Origin of the sequence: Oceanihabitans sp. 2_MG-2023 (assembly GCF_030547245.1) — a bacterium.
Classification (GTDB): Bacteria; Bacteroidota; Bacteroidia; order Flavobacteriales; family Flavobacteriaceae; genus Oceanihabitans.
This window is the reverse complement of record NZ_JAUOQT010000005.1, coordinates 60,559-77,248: the sequence shown is the minus strand read 5'-3', so window position 1 is coordinate 77,248 and position 16,690 is coordinate 60,559. Positions and strand designations below refer to the sequence as shown.

The window sequence follows — 16,690 nt, the reverse complement described above, 5'->3', positions numbered from 1 at the left end:
TATTTATGAAAAAAATTATTTTATTATTTACAATCTCTTTATTTATGATTGGTTGTGGTAGCGATGACTCTGGAGATTCGAACAACTGTTCTAAACCTAGCAATTTAGATGTCAATAATCTTACCAACACAACTGCAACATTAAGCTGGAGCACGAATGTGAATTCTTCACTATATCAAGTAGAATATGGTACTCTTGGTTTTAGTCTAGGTACTGGAACGACTTTAACAGTACCAGATACCTATGCAGATGTAACTAGCTTAGATCCGTTAACACAATATGCATTCTATACTAGAGTATATTGTAATGATTCTAATGGGTATAGCAACTGGACTGGTCCTTTTTCTTTTGTAACTTTAGAGAGTAATCCTTACTGTGATGACCCGGATAACCTTAGCGTAGAATTATATCCAGACTCTGTAACACATGAACACATTGACTTATCTTGGTCTAATGGTGAATATGGTGGGTCTGAAATCCAATACGGTTTAGAAGGCTTTGCTTTTGGATCTGGCACAACAATTACAATTTCTAGTAATTACCCTAGTAGTTATAGAGTGGATGGACTAAATCCAGATACTTCTTATGATTTTTATATACGCAACAATTGTAATGAAAGTGGTTATAGTACTTGGGTTGGACCATATACACATAGCACTTTGGAGCCCCCTTCTAACCCAAACTGTATTGACCCTACCGCTTTTACTTCTACAGGAACTGGAACAGACGTCAACAACAGTAATTATTTTGATTTTACATGGAGTCACCCAAGTACTCAAAATAGCTGGGAAGTAGCTCGTATTATAGCTGGGTCAACTTTTAATGCATCAACTGCAAATATATTAGCAACTTCTTTTGATAGCGTTAGGATTACATATGGTTCTACAAGTTCTGGACAAGCTTATGATTTTTATCTAAGAGCTAATTGCGGAGGCACTAATGGATATAGTGATTGGGTTGGACCAATAACGGTTACCGCACAATAAACAACACCTTTTATTAATAAAAAAAGCCTTAAGTAAATTACTTAAGGCTTTTTTATTTTTATGATTTTCTTATTTAAAGAAAGAATCTACAAATTCGAATTTATTAAATACTTGAAGATCCTCAATACCTTCTCCAACACCAATATACTTTACAGGTATTTGAAACTGATCACTAATACCAATAACAACTCCTCCTTTTGCCGTTCCATCTAATTTGGTAACCGCTAAACTTGTTACTTCTGTTGCTGCAGTAAATTGTTTTGCTTGCTCGAAAGCATTTTGACCAGTAGAACCATCTAAAACTAAAAGCACATCATGTGGAGCATCTCCTACTACCTTTTGCATGACACGTTTTACTTTAGTAAGCTCGTTCATTAAATTTATTTTGTTGTGTAAACGACCAGCGGTATCAATAATAATAACATCTGCATTTTGATTTACACCAGATTCTAAAGCATCAAAAGCTACGGAAGCTGGATCCGATCCCATTTCTTGACGTATCATTGGCACATCTACTCGGTCTGCCCATACTTGTAATTGATCTATTGCTGCTGCACGAAAAGTATCTGCTGCACCAAGCACTACTTTTAATCCTTGTTTTTTAAATTGGTATGCTAATTTACCAATAGTTGTAGTCTTTCCTACACCATTTACTCCAACAACCATAAGTACATATGGTGTTTTTTTACCATCTTCTTGTTTTGGTAATTGCGGAATAGTGTATTCGGTTTCTTCTCCAGAATTGGTTTCACTTAATAACCCAGCTATTTCTTCGCGAAGTATTTTATTAAGTTCGTCTGTACCTAAGTATTTGTCTTTTGCTACACGTTCTTCAATACGTGTAATTACCTTTAATGTGGTATTTACACCAACATCGCTAGATACTAATACTTCTTCTAGGTTATCTAAAACATCGTCATCTACTTTAGATTTCCCAGCTACTGCTTTGCTTAACTTACCTAAAAAATTAGTGCTAGATTTTTCTAAACCTTTGTCTAGTGTTTCTTTTTTATCGGAAGAAAATATTTTTTTAAAAAAACTCATTTTACGTTTTGTTTATTGTTTACTGTTTAGTTGATACTAAACTGAAGTTGCGTTAGCGATAGAGCAATTGTTGGAGCTCATCTCTGATAGCGACTTGCGAAAGCGCGACCTTTAGGGAACGCTAATATTTCTATAACAATAGTCAAGCCTTTTTTATTAGCCTGAAATATTGTCATTAACTTGAAATGTAAATATAAAACAAAAGCCGCTTTCTTTTGGAAAGCAGCTTTAAAATATCTTTTTTAAAGTAAACTTATTTTTTTGCTAAAAAATCGCTTACTAATTCTGGTGCCATTACAGACTCAACAAACATGTAAGCTCCTGTTTTTGGAGACTTTACCATTTTTATTGCTTTAGTTAATCTTTTAGAAGAAGTTTGTAATGATGCTACGGTTTTCTTTGCCATGATTTAATGTTTTATAAGATTTATAAAAAATCTTTAATTATTTTATCTCTTTATGAACAGTCATCTTCTTTAAGATAGGATTGAATTTTTTAATTTCCATTCTATCTGGAGTGTTCTTTTTGTTCTTTGTAGTAATATAACGAGAAGTTCCTGGTTTACCAGACTCTTTGTGCTCTGTGCACTCTAATATTACTTGTACTCTGTTGCCTTTTCTTGCCATTTTCTTAAACTTTTAAATGCGGCTATTATTTAATAAAACCTTTGGTTCTTGCTTCTTTTAATGCAGCAGATATACCTATTTTATTAATAGTTTTTAATGCTGATGTAGATATTTTTAAAGTAATCCACTTATCTTCCTCAGGAATAAAGAAACGTTTTTTGATTAAATTAGCATCAAATGTGCGTTTAGTTTTATTCATTGCGTGAGACACGTTGTTTCCAACCATTGCCTTCTTTCCTGTAAGTTCACAAACTCTTGACATTGTTCTAAATGTATTATTGTTATTTCAAAACGAGGTGCAAATATACAAATACTTTATGTTTTGACAATCTTATTTTTATCTATTTTTTAAAATTTCTTTATTAAGCATTTCAAAAGCCTTATTTACGGCTTTGTTTATCACCTTTATTCTGGGTTGTCCTAAAGTGAATTTTTGGGAATAAACATTGTTTTTTGTTGCAATTGCAATAAAAACAGTTCCTAGCTCTTCTGTTGTATTATCTTTGGTTGGTCCTGCATTTCCAGTAGTTGCTATTGCATAGTCTGTACTAAATAATTGTAAAACACTTGCTGCCATTGCTTCTGCAACTTCTGCGCTTACGACTGTGTGTTTTGCTATAAGTGCTTTTGGCACTTTTAATATCTCTTTTTTTATTTCTTCGGTATAACTTACCACACTCCCTTTAAAATATGAAGATGCTCCAGGAATTGCAGTTATTTGTTCAGCAATTTTTCCACCTGTACAGCTTTCTGCAGTTGCTAATGTTTGTTTTTTTAAGGTTAGTTTTTTTGCAATTGCTGCTTCTATGGTTTCTTCTTGGTCTTCGAAACCTGTAAAATAATCTTCTATTTGTGGTAGGAGTAACTTTATTTGCTGGTCTACTTCTTGTATTATTTCTGCTTTATTATTTCCTTTTGCAGAAAGACGCAAGCGTACTTTTCCTAAATTTGGTAAGTATGCTAATTTAATATGCTTTGGTAATTGATCTTCCCAAGTTTCAATTTTAGCTGCTAAATTACTTTCACCAATTCCATAAGTAAGTAAGGTTTTGTGCAGTATGAATGGGAATTTATATTTTTTTTGAAGTTTTGGCACTACCTCCTGTTCTATTAAGGCTTTCATTTCGAATGGCACTCCTGGAAGTGATATAAAGGTTTTATCACCTTTTTCCAGCCACATTCCTGGTGCACTACCTACTTTATTCATTAGCGCAGTAGCCTTGCTTGGTATTAATGCTTGGTCTATATTAACTTGAGAAAGTGGTTGCTTAATATATTTTTCCCAAAGGGTTTCTATATTTTTTAAAACGGCTTTGTTTTGTATAAGTGTATCTTGAAAATAAGCTGCTATAGTTTTTTTTGTGATATCATCTTTTGTTGGCCCTAATCCTCCAGTTAGTATAATGATATCTGCATTTTCTTCTGCTTCACGAAGTGATTTTAGAATATGTTGTTTATCGTCTTGTACAGATGTTATTTGGTAAACAGAAACGCCTATTTTATTAAGTTGCTGTGCTATAAATGCAGAATTAGTATCTACAATTTGACCAATTAGGATTTCGTCGCCTATGGTTATTATTTCTGCTTGCATTATAAATTAAAGTCAGAACGAATTTCGTTAGATGCTTGTTCTACAGCTGCAAGTACAATTTGTAGCTTAGGGAGTATATCTATTTCTTTTTTTTCATACTTCCCCCAATCTTGTACTTCAATTAAATCTTCAAGAACACCTAATTCAAACATATCAATCGTTGGTTTCATTTTATGCGCAGTTTGGTACGCCGCTAAATGGTTGTCATTTTCTACCGATTCTTTTAAGATTTGTGCATCTGCAGGAACTTCTTCTAAAAAAGTTTGCGCTAGTATGTTAATAAATTCTTGGTCCCCTTCTGCTAATTCGCGTACTCGAGATAATTTGTAATGTTGTTCCATTTATTTTACTGTTATTGAAAACATTTGCTTATTTTCTATACTTCCTACTAGTTTATCGTTTGCAACGACCTTGCCAACTCCTGCTGGAGTTCCCGTAAATATAATATCTCCAATCTTTAAAGTAAAATATTTTGATACATATTCTATAATTTCATCAATTTTCCATAGCATAAGGCTTGTATTTCCTTGCTGTACAATGGTTTCATTTTTTTGAAGCGAAAAATTTAAATTATCTACATCTGGAAACTCTGCTTTTTCTATCCAATTACTAACTACCGCTGCTCCATCAAAGGATTTTGCTTTTTCCCAAGGCAAACCTTTTTCTTTTAGTTTTGCTTGCAAATCTCTTGCAGTAAAGTCTATTCCTAATCCGATTTGGTCATAATATTTATGTGCAAACTTTTTTTGAATATGCTTACCAACTTTATTAATTTTCACTAGAATTTCAACTTCATAATGCACATCCTGTGAAAAGTCTGGAATAAAAAACGGTTGCTTTTTTAATAGAATCGCTGTATCTGGTTTTAAAAACACAACTGGATCTGTTGGCTTTTCGTTTTCTAATTCTTTAATGTGATCTGTGTAATTTCTTCCTATGCAGATTATTTTCATTTCGAATTTATAATTTTTAGTTTCCGCGAAAGCGAAAACATTATGGCTTCAATGTATCAGGTTTCCTTATTTAGTAAAGGTAAAAAGTATTAAGTTCTAACCCAATTTATTATTAAATGATCGCAATTTTATAGCTGTTAATACTTTTTTAGTATATAAAGGAAAGTCGGCATTTAATAACCAACCAAAATAACCTGGCTCGTCATTTAACACATCTACAACACGCTTAGTTTTATGCTTACCAAAAGAAAAACATTCTTCTCCATTTTTATTAAAATTAATAAATCCTGCAAAATCAGCAAACTTTTTTCGAGAGCTAAATTCGGCTAGGAACTTGGTGTCATTTTCTAAGGTATCGTATTTCTCTATTTGTGCTTTTAATACTTCGAAGGTTGCATTGGTATCTGCTTCTGCACTATGTGCATCTGTTAAATCTTTATCGCAGTAAAATTTATATGCCGCTACCAATGTACGTTGTTCCATTTTATGAAAAATGGTTTGTACATCTATAGATACTCTATTTTTCATATCGAAATCTACATCTGCACGTAGCATTTCTTCTGCTAAAAGTGGAATATCAAAACGGTTGGAGTTAAAGCCTCCTAAATCGGCATCTTTAATGACGTTATGAATTTCTTTTGCTAGTTCCTTAAAGGTTGGTTTATCTGCAACATCTTCGTTAGAAATACCATGAATCAAGGTCACTTCTTCTGGAATATGCATTTCTGGATTTACTTTCCAGGTTTTACTTTCTTGCTTTCCATCGGGAAAAACTTTTAAAATAGAAATTTCTACTATTCTATCCTTTGAAATATTTATTCCTGTAGTTTCTAAGTCGAAGAAACAAATTGGTTTTATTAAATTTAAATTCATTAGTTTGGAATGGTTTATGCAAATATACTTTTTATTATATTTATCTTATTTTTAAATCTATAACTAATAATGAAAAAAATTACTTTTTATTTTTTACTTTTTTTTGTGTCTGCATCAAGTTTTGCACAAAATAACCATGCTCATATTTCTATTGAAAAGAAAGAAAAAGGGAAACACGTTGCTGTTTATGCTGTTAATTCTAGCGCTACAGACTATGAAGTTTTTATAAAAATTAATGCCGCTGGGTATAGAAAAATAGCTCAAAATGCAGTTACAAAAATAGTGCCTGCAAACTCTGAAGTAAAAATGGCTTCTTTAATTAAAATATCGGACGAGTCTAACCTTAGTTTTGGTATGATTGTTAATGAAATTGGACATGATAAAGAAAAGATAGCCAACGCTATTGATTTTACTTTTGAGGAAAGCAAAAAAAACAAACCTGTTATTGTTTTTGTGAAAGACTACTGCGATTTATGTGATAATACAATTCAATTATTTAGTGACAATAATATTGTACATACTATTTATAATATTGATGAAGACAAAGAGTATTACCAAAAAATACAGCAAGAGCTTCTAAATAGAAAGAACGACAAGACTTCTCTTGTTCCTATTATAGAAATTGAAGATTCCATATACAATAGACTAGAAAGCAGAGACAAACTTATTAAGGCTTTAAAAAATCACTTTTAATTACAAATAATGAAATTTCTATTTTTAAGTATTTTTATACTATTATTTACCATACCTACAATAGCACAAAACGACCATGAGTTTGTTCGTATTGAAGAAAAAAGTACAGGAAAACGCGTAGAACTTTTTGCTGTAAACACCAATGACATTTCTTATGATGTGTTTTTAAAAGTAGATGCAACTGGCTATAGACGAAGTAGCGCAAGACCAATTATTAAAACGATTCCTGCAAACTCTAAAGTAAGAATGATTACATTAGTTAAACTTGTTAATGAGGAATCTAAATACAATTACACTTTGGTTGTTAATGAAGTTAGCTATGAAATTACCATGCAAAAAGATGACATTGGTTTAGATTTTAAAATTGACGATGCGCTAACCGCTAAAACGGTTACTTTATTTACTAAAGAAAACTGTTTGTTATGTAATCAAACTAAAAGCACTTTAAGTGATAATAAAATAAATTATCAAGAAATAAATATTGATCAAGATTCGACCTATTTAATAGGTTTACTTAAAGAGTTTAAAAAGAAGGATCTAAAAAGTAAAGCGACGGTTCCTGTTTTAAAAATCGATGATTCCCTTTACACCAATATAAAAACCCAAAAAGAATTAATTAAAACCTTACAAGCGCATTATTAACAAGTCGCATTATTATAAAAAAAGCACCATTTAAAATGGTGCTTTTTTTTATTCTTAAGATTTCCTTCTTTACAGAAATTATATTTCCCTATTGCTGTCCCAAGCCTCTAGATAATCTTTAACAGCTTTTACAAACTGTCCGCCAAGTGCTCCATTTACAACTCTGTGGTCATAAGAGTGAGACATTATCATTTTGTAACGTATACCAATAAAATCTCCTTCTGGAGTTTCTATAACTGCAGGCATTTTACGTATTGCTCCTAAAGCAAGAATACCTACTTGAGGTTGATTAATTATAGGAGTCCCCATAATACTACCAAAGGTACCAACATTCGTTACAGTATAAGTTCCTCCTTGGATATCGTCTGGTTTCAATTTGTTTTCGCGAGCTTTATTAGCCAAACTATTTACCTGTTTTGTCATACCAACTAGATTTAATTGGTCTGCATTTTTAATAACAGGAACTATTAAGTTTCCATCTGGTAAAGCTGCTGCCATACCAAGGTTAATATTTTTCTTTTTAATAATAGTATCTCCTTGTAACGAAATATTAAGCATAGGAAAATCGCGAAGTGCTTTTGCTACCGCCTCCATAAAAATTGGTGTGAAAGTTAAATTTTCTCCTTCACGTTTCATGAAATCGTCTTTTACTTTCTTTCTCCAATTCCAAATTTTAGTTACATCTGCTTCAATAAAACTTTGTACATGTGCGCTTTTTTGCACAGACTCTACCATGTGATGCGCAATTAATTTGCCCATTCTTGTCATTTCAATAATCTCATCTTCACCACTTACTACTGCAGGAGCTACCTCTGCTTTTGGTTTTGCAGTTGTATTTGTAGCTTTAACAGCATTAATATCTTGTGTAGGTGAAGCTTTTGTGCTTTGTTGCGCACCTTTATTTTTTAAGTAATTTAAAATATCATTCTTGGTAACACGACCTTCCTTTCCTGTTCCTGGAAGTGTATCTAACTCTGCTTGCGTTATTCCTTCTTTCTTTGCTATATTTTTTACTAAAGGAGAATAAAAACGTTCGCCACTAGAAATTACAGGAGCAGTAGTTTCTTTTGCTGCTACAACCGTTTGCGCTACTTTTTCTACTGATTCTACTGGAGTTTCTGGTTTTACCTCTTCAACTTTTGGAGCAGAAGTAGTAACAGTATTATTAGCATCTGTTTCAATAATAGCAATGGTTTGACCTACTTGTACAACATCGTCTACATTAAACAATATTTCAACCAAAACGCCATCTACTTCACTTGGCACTTCGCTATCTACTTTATCTGTAGCTATTTCTAAAATCGCTTCATCTTCTTCAATAGTTTCTCCAACTTGTTTTAGCCATGAGGTAATTGTTGCTTCTGCAACACTCTCTCCCATCTTAGGTAATTTCAGTTCAAATTTTGCCATATCTATAACGTAAGCCTTAGTTTTTATTTTTGTTTTGCAAAATTAATAAAAAAAGAACGATTTCGTTCATTATTCACTAAGATTTAACAAAGTGTGTTTTTATTTAAAAATGAAGAATCTCTCCTCGGTTTTGCGAGTCGTTACTTCCGATGATAAAATTAGAACTTTTCGGAATAATTTTAAATGTATGTGTATTATTTTTTTGTAATTCTAATAGATGCTTAATAATTTCATTGTAATGCATTGTATTGGCATCAAAAATTACTTCTGCATTTGGCCTAACATCTTTTACCTCTGTAATTTGAGATGCTTCAAATGGCAAGTTTTTTATAAAACCTGGATCTTTAGTATAAGAAAAAAAAGCATAACTACTTACTGCTTTGGGTTCTATAGGAGGTGCTTTTCTAAAACGTATGGCAAACTGAATTCCGAACCACACTAAAGCATCGAAAAGGATATTGCTTTTAAAATGTTTTTCATAAAAAATCTGCATTGCTCCATAAAAGCGTTTTGCATATTCGGCATCTTTTAATGTGCTTTCTCCTTTATAATGTATAACTGTCGTTTCGCCAAAATAATAATTTTGATAGCCTGCTTTTAAAATTTTATACGACAAGTCGACATCTTCACCATACATAAAATAGTCTTGATCAAAACCTTTTACTTCATCATAAACATTACGTTTCATAAACATAAAAGCACCAACAAGAATATCTATTTTTCCAATTTCATCTTCTTTTAAATGGTTAGAATAGTAGTTTTTAGCGTTTCCAATCATTTTTTGAAAAGCTACTTTTACCACAGGAATATTACGCTTACTTTCTGGAAGAAAATTTCCACTTCCATCAATTAATTTACACGCAATTGCTCCTAACTTCTCTTGTTTTTCGGCAAAACTTAAAATCTTTATAAAAGTATCTTCAGCAACAACTGTATCTGGATTTAATATACAAATATATTCACCTTTAGCTTGAGCAACTCCAATATTATTACCAGTGGAAAATCCGGAATTCTCTTTATTTTCAATCAGTTTTATATTGGGATATTTTTGCTTTATCATAACACAGCTATCGTCTGGCGAATTATTATCTACCACAATAATTTCTGCGTCTAAATTTGCAATAGCAGCTTGCACACTTTGTAGGCATAAGTCTAAAAAGTAGCGAACATTATAATTTAATATGATTATAGAAAGTTTCAAATAAAGTATTTAAGATTTTAAAGAAGTTTCAAAAGGTATTCTATTAATAATACTTCTTCCTAATGTGATTTCGTCGGCATATTCTAATTCATCACCAACTGAAATTCCTCTTGCAATTGTAGAGGTTATTATGTTGTAATCTTGAATTTGCTTAAAAATATAAAAATTGGTGGTATCGCCTTCCATAGTAGAGCTTAAGGCAAAAATAAGTTCTTTTACTTGACCTAATTTCACTTTTTCTACTAAAGAGGTAACATTTAAATCGTGTGGACCAACACCATCCATTGGCGAAATTTTCCCGCCTAATACGTGATATAATCCTCTAAAAGAACTTGTGTTTTCTATTGCCATAACGTCTTTTACGTCTTCTACAACACAAATTAATTCTTGATTTCTATGTGGATTTGCGCAAATTTCGCACAAATCCACATCACTAATATTGTGACAAGATGTACAAAACTTAATATGAGAACGCATATTCTCTAAAGCTTTGGATAGTTTTAAAGTCTGTTCTTCTGGTTGTCTTAGCAAATGCAAAACCAGACGTAATGCCGTACGCTTACCTATTCCTGGTAATTGTGACATTTCGTTTACTGCGCTTTCTAATAGTTTTGAAGAAAATTCCATGGTTGCGAATTTAATATTTATTATCAACTTGTTTGAGTATCTTTTAAAGTAATTTGTATTTTGCCTACTTTAATTATAATCTATGACAGCTACACAAATTATTTTACTTATTGCAGCCTATTTTGGGGTGTTAATAATAATCTCTTATTTAACTGGTAAAAAGTCTGGAAATGATGCCTTTTTTAAAGGAAACAAACAATCGCCTTGGTATGTTGTTGCTTTTGGTATGATAGGTGCTTCGCTTTCTGGTGTAACATTTATTTCTGTTCCTGGATGGATTGAAGCTTCCCAATTTAGCTATATGCAAGTAGTTTTAGGTTATATTGTAGGTTATTTAGTGATTGGTACTGTTTTACTTCCTTTATACTATCGATTAAACCTTACCTCTATTTACACCTATTTAGAAGAACGTTTTGGTAACTATTCTTATAAAACTGGTGCTTCTTTTTTTATAATATCTAGAATTATTGGAGCTAGTTTTAGATTGTTTTTAGTTGCTAATGTTCTACAAATTATTTTGTTTGATGAACTAGGGGTTGAATTCTGGCAAACCGTTACTATTACAGTGCTTTTAATTTGGTTATATACTTTTAAATCTGGAATAAAAACTATTGTATGGACAGATACTTTACAAACTCTATTTATGCTTATAGCTGTTGGTGTTGCCATATATTTTGTTAGTGAGTCCTTGAATTTAGAAGGACAAAATATTCTAGGGTTTGTTTTAGATAGTGACTTAAGTAAAACGTTCTTTTTTGATGATTTTAAATCTGGAAACTACTTCTGGAAACAATTTATATCTGGTGCTTTTATTGCTATAGTTATGACAGGATTAGACCAAGATATGATGCAAAAAAACCTAACTTGCAAAACGTTGAAAGATGCACAAAAAAACATGTTTTGGTTTACAATTGTACTAACTATTGTAAACTTCATCTTTTTAAGCTTAGGACTACTTCTAACCGTTTATGCGCAACAAAATGGTATAGACGCACATAAGGATGACTTATTTCCTATTCTTGCTAAAAATCATCTAAGTATTGGTGTTTTTGCCTTTTTTCTTTTAGGATTAATTGCTGCAGCTTATAGTAGTGCAGATTCTGCTTTAACTTCTTTAACCACTTCTTTTAGTATTGATATTTTAGATATTGAAAAAAAACACAATCCAGAAAAACAAGTACAAATTAGAAAACGCATTCATATATTAATATCTCTTATATTAATTTTAGTAATAATTGCTTTTAAATATATAATTAAAGATGCAAGTGTAATTGCTAAACTCTTTGTTTTTGCGGGTTATACATATGGTCCTCTTTTAGGTTTATATGCCTTTGGTTTATTTACTAAATGGCAAGTAAAAGATAAAATTGTACCAATAATAGCTATACTTTCTCCTATTTTATCTTACATAATTAGTGTGAATAGCTTAAAGTGGTTTGGATTCGAATTTGGGTTCTTTATTTTAATTCTAAATGGTCTACTTACCTTTATAGGATTAGTATTGATTCGTAGAAAGTAAAACCAAAGTACAAGCTTCTTCAAAAGCAATATTATTTTCTTTTAAAATAGAATAAAACTCAGGATTTTCGGTTCCTGGGTTAAAAACTACTCGCTTAGGTTGCAAAGAAATTATATGCATATAATATTCCTTTTGTCTTTTCGGATTTATATACAAGGTCACTGTATCTAAGTCTTTATATAATTTTAATTGGGTATCTATTATCACTCCAGCTACTTCTCCTTTTCGTAAACCAAAAGCAACAGTTTTGTGTTTATAGTTTACTAATTTTTGTAATGCAATATTAGAATATCTATCTGGTTTTAAAGAAGCTCCAAACACCAATGTTTTTTTATTCATATTCTTTTTGTTTTATAATGTTAAAATTTGTTAACGAATGTTAAAAACGGTAACAAGATGTAAAAGTAGTCGTCTATACTATTATTAACAAACATCAATCAATCAATCAATCAATCAATCAATCAATCAAATGAAAAAACGAATCGCAGTTTTCTTGCTATTGTTAACTCTTACAATACAAGCACAAACCTCTACAAGACCTTTATTTAAATCTGGAACCATTTCTGGTAAAGTAATAGACGAAACATTAAACGAACCCTTACCTTATGTAACCATTGTTATTAAAAACAGTGCAGATAAAATAATTACAGGAAGTATCACAGATGACGATGGTTATTTTAAAGTAGCAGATATCCCTTTAGGAAAAACCTTTGTAAGTATTCAATTTATTGGTTACAAGACAATTACTCAAGAAATAAATATTACTTCTAACAATAATAAAATAGATTTAGGAACCATAGCACTAGAAGAACAAGCTACTGGATTAGACGAAGTAACTATTGTTGCCGAAGTATCTACCATTCAACAAAAAGTAGATAGAAAAGTTATAACAGTAGGTAAAGACTTAACCACTACAGGAACCACAGCTAGCGAGATTATGAATAACCTCCCTTCGGTTAGTGTAGATAGTCAAAACGGAAACATTAGCTTACGTGGTAACGAAAATGTTAGAGTACTTGTAGATGGTAAACCTACCAATGTTCCTGCTGCACAATTATTAAAACAAATTCCTTCTTCTTCTGTAAAAAGTGTAGAATTAATTACAAATCCTTCAGCAAAATACAACCCAGAAGGCATGAGCGGGATTATTAATATTATTCTTCATAAAAATACTAAACTAGGTTTTAATGGAAGTATTGATTTAGGTTTAAGAAAAGAAATTAACGCAAACTTTAATAGTGCTATAAATTTAAATTACCGAAATGGAAAATTTAACTTTTACGGAAACTATGGTACTAGCTATAGAAAAGGAAACAATAATGGACAAATAGATAGGTTTGACGACAACACACAACAGTTATTTCAGTTTTACGATAACAACAAATCACACTTATATAAGATTGGCGTAGATTATTATATAAATGACAGAAATACATTTTCTATATACACCAATCAAAATATTCATGATGGTAAAACCAAAGGTATTACAGATCTACTTTATTTAGATAATAACGATTCTGATCTTCGTCAAAGATTCAATAATATTAATGACAACAACACTTCTACTTACAATAGTTCTTTTAAACACGATTTTAAAAAAGAAGGACACAACATTATTTTAGAAGGTGATTATAGCGTTTTTAATAGCGATGAGACAGCTAATTTTAGTTTTTCTAATGCACCAAATTATTTAGATTTAGTAGATAATAAAAGAACAAACACACTTTTAAATATTGATTACACCAACCCATTATCTGAAAGTACAAAACTAGAAATTGGTGCAGAATACAGAGTAAATAATTCTGAAAACGACTACAATACTAACAATGTTAATTTTTTGGATTCTAATTACGAATACGACCGAAACATCTATTCTTTTTATGCCACCTTTGGAAAAACCTACGAAAAATGGTCGTATCAAGTTGGAGCTCGTATAGAACAATATGAAGTTGAAGCTAATTTTGCACAAAACACGCAAGAAAACGCAAAATTTACTGATGATCAATTAAGCATATATCCTTCGGCTTTTGTAAGCTATAAAGCATCCGAAAAAAACAGCTACCAATTAAGCTTTAGTCGTCGTGTAGATAGACCTGGATTAGGGCAAATAAATCCTATTAGAGAATGGAGCACACCAAGATTAACCTCTGTTGGAAACCCAGAACTAAAACAACAGTTTACCAACTCTATAGAATTTAATTACACAAGACAATTAGAAAAAGGAAGCATAACAGCTGGAGCATTTTATAGAGTCATTAAAGACGAAATCAACAGGGCTGTATATATTGATCCAGAAGACCCAAACAACGTATTATTAACTTATGATAATTTCGACAAAAATGCTGCTTATGGTTTTGAAGCTTCTAGCAACTATAGACCAACAAAGTGGTGGAATATTAATACAAGTGCAGAATATTACCTGAAAAATGTAAAAGGTGTTGTCGAGCTAGAAAATGTTGATATCCATAATGCAAACTTTAATATTAGAATGAACAATAATTTTAAAGTCTCAAAAAAAATAAGCTTTTCTTTATTTGGTATGTACAGAGGTGAAGACGAAGGTTTACAATTTATTACAAAACCAATGATACTAGTAAACACAGGTCTACGCTACACGTTCTTAGACAATAAAGCAACGTTAAGTTTTGGCTATAATGACATTTTTAATACTATGAAATTTGAGTTTGACCAAGAACGTCCTTATCCTTCACATGGAGAATTTAATTGGGAAAGTAATGCTTGGCAAGTTGGATTAAACTACAGGTTTGGTGGTGGAAAATATAAAGCTTTAAGTAGAAAACAGAGAGATAACAATGAAAAATCTGGTGGCGGATTTATATAGAAAAAAAATAAATTTAATAACCAACATAATAGTTGATGGTTAGTGTTAATGTATGGTTATTAAATAAGAAAACCCAAGGTGTCATTGCTTTGGGTTTTTGTTTTTTTACACAACAATTGTTAAAATACGTTAAAACCTGATAATCAATACAATAAAAAACAATAAACTACGTTAAACTCAAACAACCACCAACTATTATATTATGTTTGAATTAGTCCTTTTAATACAATATATTAATTGAAGTGATTGTTGTAATTACGTTTACAACAAGAAAAAATCCGAATTTGCTAAGTATTCGGATTTTTTTTTATTTCATTAAATATAAGTTTTAGCTTTCTTAGTAATTTATTACCACTTAATAATTACACTTCCCCAAGTAAAACCACTACCAAAAGCAGCAAGTACAACAGTGTCTCCTTCTTTTATTTTTCCTTCTTCCCAAGCTTCAGTTAAAGCTATTGGTATAGATGCTGCAGTTGTGTTTCCGTATTTTTGAATGTTATTAAACACTTGATTATCGGTTAACCCAAATTTTTTCTGAATAAATTGCGCAATGCGTAAATTCGCTTGATGCGGAATTAACATATCTATTGCTTCTTTTTCCAATCCGTTTTTGTTTAAGCCTTCCATAATTACTTCACTAAAACGAACAACTGCATTTTTAAATACAAATTGCCCATTCATGTGCGGAAAATAACTTTCATCATCTGGATCATCATCTGCTAGAATATCTGTTACCCAACGTGTTGCCATTCCTGGAGCTACAAGTGCTAATTCTTCGGCATGTTGCCCTTGACTATGTAAATGTGTAGATAAAATTCCTTTAGAATTATCTTCTTCACGAGTTAATATTGCAGCTCCTGCACCATCTCCAAAAATTACAGAAACTCCTCTTCCTCTTGTTGTTTTATCTAAACCTCGAGAATGTAACTCACTACCTATAACAAGAATGTTTTTATACATTCCTGTTTTTATAAAATTATCTGCAACAGCAATAGCATATACAAATCCAGAGCATTGGTTTCTAACATCTAGAGCTCCAATAGTTTTTATTCCTAATGCATGTTGAACTTGTACTCCAGGACCAGGAAAATACATATCTGGACTTAAGGTTGCAAATACAATAAAATCGATCTCCTCTTTATCTATTCCAGCTCGTTCTATAGCTACTTTAGCAGCTTTTACACCCATGGTTGCTGTAGTGTCTCCCGTTTCTGGCTTTACCCAACGTCTCTCTTTTATTCCTGTTCGTTCTGTTATCCAGGCATCATTGGTCTCCATCATTTTAGACAAATCGTCGTTAGTTACAACGTTATCAGGAACATAATGACCAAGCCCTATTATTTTGGAATTATACATCGAGAATATTTTATTTTTATTTCTGCTAAAAGCGAAACGTAGATTATTAATTTACTAATAAATAGACTCGCAATTTAAGTATTTCGTAAATAATGGTTTCAAAATAAATTTTTATTTATTATGCATGCATAATATTTATCCTGTAATAAAAATTTCTGCTATTATCTATTCGCCTTAAAAGCGAGCTTCTTTATTTTACAATAATCAATTACATCCATCCAATTTATAACTGCTTAGTTAATGCCATCTTGTCACTTTTTATCAATTGGCATTTTTGTTGCCTACCAATGGGTAACAATAATAAAACTAAGTTTAAACCATTTT

At 31.3% G+C, this 16,690-nt stretch carries 18 protein-coding genes; 5 read left to right on the top strand and 13 right to left on the bottom strand.

What is annotated here, in order from left to right; genetic code table 11:
- Nucleotides 1-5: 5 nt before the first annotated feature.
- Complete coding sequence (locus Q4512_RS11940) at nt 6-986, top strand: fibronectin type III domain-containing protein (RefSeq protein ID WP_303424866.1); 981 nt, start codon at nt 6-8, stop codon at nt 984-986.
- 69 nt (nt 987-1,055) lie between these two features.
- Here the strand turns inward: Q4512_RS11940 and ftsY are convergent, their stop codons facing one another.
- The 8 genes from ftsY to Q4512_RS11900 form a co-directional block, all read right to left on the bottom strand.
- The gene (ftsY, locus tag Q4512_RS11935) at nt 1,056-2,030 is read right to left on the bottom strand and encodes a signal recognition particle-docking protein FtsY (protein WP_303424865.1); all 975 of its coding nucleotides are present in this window, start codon (nt 2,028-2,030) and stop codon (nt 1,056-1,058) included.
- A gap of 253 nt (nt 2,031-2,283) precedes the next feature.
- Nucleotides 2,284-2,436 (bottom strand): DUF4295 domain-containing protein, encoded by a 153-nt coding sequence (locus Q4512_RS11930; RefSeq protein WP_303424862.1) that lies wholly within the window; start codon nt 2,434-2,436, stop codon nt 2,284-2,286.
- Nucleotides 2,437-2,473: 37 nt separating this feature from the next.
- Nucleotides 2,474-2,656, bottom strand: a complete 183-nt coding sequence (rpmG, locus tag Q4512_RS11925; RefSeq protein WP_215967105.1) for a 50S ribosomal protein L33 — start codon at nt 2,654-2,656, stop codon at nt 2,474-2,476.
- Nucleotides 2,657-2,681: 25 nt separating this feature from the next.
- Nucleotides 2,682-2,918: a 50S ribosomal protein L28 gene (gene rpmB / locus Q4512_RS11920; protein ID WP_072351244.1), complete on the bottom strand. Its 237-nt coding sequence runs from the start codon at nt 2,916-2,918 to the stop codon at nt 2,682-2,684.
- Nucleotides 2,919-2,993: 75 nt separating this feature from the next.
- Entirely contained in the window at nt 2,994-4,247 is a 1,254-nt protein-coding gene (locus Q4512_RS11915; RefSeq protein WP_303424842.1) for a competence/damage-inducible protein A, read from the bottom strand.
- On the bottom strand, nt 4,247-4,588 hold the full coding sequence (locus Q4512_RS11910) for an Hpt domain-containing protein (protein WP_303424841.1): 342 nt from the start codon (nt 4,586-4,588) through the stop codon (nt 4,247-4,249). Before Q4512_RS11910 ends, Q4512_RS11915 begins: the two co-directional genes overlap by 1 nt.
- Nucleotides 4,589-5,200, bottom strand: a complete 612-nt coding sequence (locus tag Q4512_RS11905; RefSeq protein WP_303424839.1) for a fumarylacetoacetate hydrolase family protein — start codon at nt 5,198-5,200, stop codon at nt 4,589-4,591.
- A gap of 96 nt (nt 5,201-5,296) precedes the next feature.
- Complete coding sequence (locus Q4512_RS11900; protein WP_303424837.1) at nt 5,297-6,073, bottom strand: 3'-5' exonuclease; 777 nt, start codon at nt 6,071-6,073, stop codon at nt 5,297-5,299.
- Between the two features lie 69 nt (nt 6,074-6,142).
- Here Q4512_RS11900 and Q4512_RS11895 point away from each other — a divergent pair, with 69 nt between their 5' ends.
- Together Q4512_RS11895 and Q4512_RS11890 are read left to right on the top strand one after the other, a co-directional pair.
- A complete protein-coding gene (locus tag Q4512_RS11895; RefSeq protein ID WP_303424835.1) occupies nt 6,143-6,766 on the top strand; it encodes a glutaredoxin domain-containing protein in 624 nt (207 codons plus the stop codon).
- Nucleotides 6,767-6,775: 9 nt separating this feature from the next.
- Nucleotides 6,776-7,408: a glutaredoxin family protein gene (locus Q4512_RS11890; RefSeq protein WP_303424833.1), complete on the top strand. Its 633-nt coding sequence runs from the start codon at nt 6,776-6,778 to the stop codon at nt 7,406-7,408.
- Nucleotides 7,409-7,486: 78 nt separating this feature from the next.
- On the opposite strand, the gene Q4512_RS11885 is transcribed toward Q4512_RS11890, so the two are convergent.
- The 3 genes from Q4512_RS11885 to recR all read right to left on the bottom strand — a co-directional run bounded on the left by Q4512_RS11885 (nt 7,487) and on the right by recR (nt 10,646).
- A complete protein-coding gene (locus Q4512_RS11885) occupies nt 7,487-8,818 on the bottom strand; it encodes a dihydrolipoamide acetyltransferase family protein (RefSeq protein WP_303424830.1) in 1,332 nt (443 codons plus the stop codon).
- Between the two features lie 103 nt (nt 8,819-8,921).
- Nucleotides 8,922-10,019, bottom strand: a complete 1,098-nt coding sequence (locus tag Q4512_RS11880) for a glycosyltransferase family 2 protein (RefSeq protein ID WP_303424827.1) — start codon at nt 10,017-10,019, stop codon at nt 8,922-8,924.
- A gap of 9 nt (nt 10,020-10,028) precedes the next feature.
- Nucleotides 10,029-10,646 (bottom strand): recombination mediator RecR, encoded by a 618-nt coding sequence (recR, locus tag Q4512_RS11875; RefSeq protein WP_303424826.1) that lies wholly within the window; start codon nt 10,644-10,646, stop codon nt 10,029-10,031.
- 82 nt (nt 10,647-10,728) lie between these two features.
- Between recR and Q4512_RS11870 the strand changes: the two genes are divergently transcribed.
- A complete protein-coding gene (locus Q4512_RS11870) occupies nt 10,729-12,165 on the top strand; it encodes a sodium:solute symporter (protein WP_303424824.1) in 1,437 nt (478 codons plus the stop codon).
- Here the strand turns inward: Q4512_RS11870 and Q4512_RS11865 are convergent.
- The gene (locus Q4512_RS11865) at nt 12,142-12,504 is read right to left on the bottom strand and encodes a CoA-binding protein (protein WP_303424821.1); all 363 of its coding nucleotides are present in this window, start codon (nt 12,502-12,504) and stop codon (nt 12,142-12,144) included. The two genes, Q4512_RS11870 and Q4512_RS11865, sit on opposite strands and share 24 nt — an antisense overlap.
- Before the next feature lie 130 nt (nt 12,505-12,634).
- Here Q4512_RS11865 and Q4512_RS11860 point away from each other — a divergent pair, with 130 nt between their 5' ends.
- Entirely contained in the window at nt 12,635-15,007 is a 2,373-nt protein-coding gene (locus Q4512_RS11860) for an outer membrane beta-barrel family protein (protein WP_303424819.1), read from the top strand.
- A gap of 348 nt (nt 15,008-15,355) precedes the next feature.
- Here Q4512_RS11860 and Q4512_RS11855 read toward each other — a convergent pair whose 3' ends face one another.
- The gene (locus tag Q4512_RS11855; protein WP_303424816.1) at nt 15,356-16,366 is read right to left on the bottom strand and encodes a 3-oxoacyl-ACP synthase III family protein; all 1,011 of its coding nucleotides are present in this window, start codon (nt 16,364-16,366) and stop codon (nt 15,356-15,358) included.
- Nucleotides 16,367-16,690 lie beyond the last annotated feature (324 nt).

What these genes read in the sequence shown, in the direction of transcription:
- Q4512_RS11870 (WP_303424824.1), top strand. Translation starts at nt 10,729, where the DNA reads ATGACAGCTACACAAATTATTTTACTTATTGCAGCCTATTTTGGGGTG.
- rpmG (WP_215967105.1), bottom strand. Translation starts at nt 2,656, where the DNA reads ATGGCAAGAAAAGGCAACAGAGTACAAGTAATATTAGAGTGCACAGAG.
- Q4512_RS11940 (WP_303424866.1), top strand. Translation starts at nt 6, where the DNA reads ATGAAAAAAATTATTTTATTATTTACAATCTCTTTATTTATGATTGGT.
- Q4512_RS11895 (WP_303424835.1), top strand. Translation starts at nt 6,143, where the DNA reads ATGAAAAAAATTACTTTTTATTTTTTACTTTTTTTTGTGTCTGCATCA.
- Q4512_RS11900 (WP_303424837.1), bottom strand. Translation starts at nt 6,073, where the DNA reads ATGAATTTAAATTTAATAAAACCAATTTGTTTCTTCGACTTAGAAACT.
- Q4512_RS11885 (WP_303424830.1), bottom strand. Translation starts at nt 8,818, where the DNA reads ATGGCAAAATTTGAACTGAAATTACCTAAGATGGGAGAGAGTGTTGCA.
- Q4512_RS11905 (WP_303424839.1), bottom strand. Translation starts at nt 5,200, where the DNA reads ATGAAAATAATCTGCATAGGAAGAAATTACACAGATCACATTAAAGAA.
- Q4512_RS11915 (WP_303424842.1), bottom strand. Translation starts at nt 4,247, where the DNA reads ATGCAAGCAGAAATAATAACCATAGGCGACGAAATCCTAATTGGTCAA.
- Q4512_RS11855 (WP_303424816.1), bottom strand. Translation starts at nt 16,366, where the DNA reads ATGTATAATTCCAAAATAATAGGGCTTGGTCATTATGTTCCTGATAAC.
- Q4512_RS11860 (WP_303424819.1), top strand. Translation starts at nt 12,635, where the DNA reads ATGAAAAAACGAATCGCAGTTTTCTTGCTATTGTTAACTCTTACAATA.
- Q4512_RS11865 (WP_303424821.1), bottom strand. Translation starts at nt 12,504, where the DNA reads ATGAATAAAAAAACATTGGTGTTTGGAGCTTCTTTAAAACCAGATAGA.
- Q4512_RS11910 (WP_303424841.1), bottom strand. Translation starts at nt 4,588, where the DNA reads ATGGAACAACATTACAAATTATCTCGAGTACGCGAATTAGCAGAAGGG.
- Q4512_RS11890 (WP_303424833.1), top strand. Translation starts at nt 6,776, where the DNA reads ATGAAATTTCTATTTTTAAGTATTTTTATACTATTATTTACCATACCT.
- Q4512_RS11930 (WP_303424862.1), bottom strand. Translation starts at nt 2,436, where the DNA reads ATGGCAAAGAAAACCGTAGCATCATTACAAACTTCTTCTAAAAGATTA.
- recR (WP_303424826.1), bottom strand. Translation starts at nt 10,646, where the DNA reads ATGGAATTTTCTTCAAAACTATTAGAAAGCGCAGTAAACGAAATGTCA.
- rpmB (WP_072351244.1), bottom strand. Translation starts at nt 2,918, where the DNA reads ATGTCAAGAGTTTGTGAACTTACAGGAAAGAAGGCAATGGTTGGAAAC.
- ftsY (WP_303424865.1), bottom strand. Translation starts at nt 2,030, where the DNA reads ATGAGTTTTTTTAAAAAAATATTTTCTTCCGATAAAAAAGAAACACTA.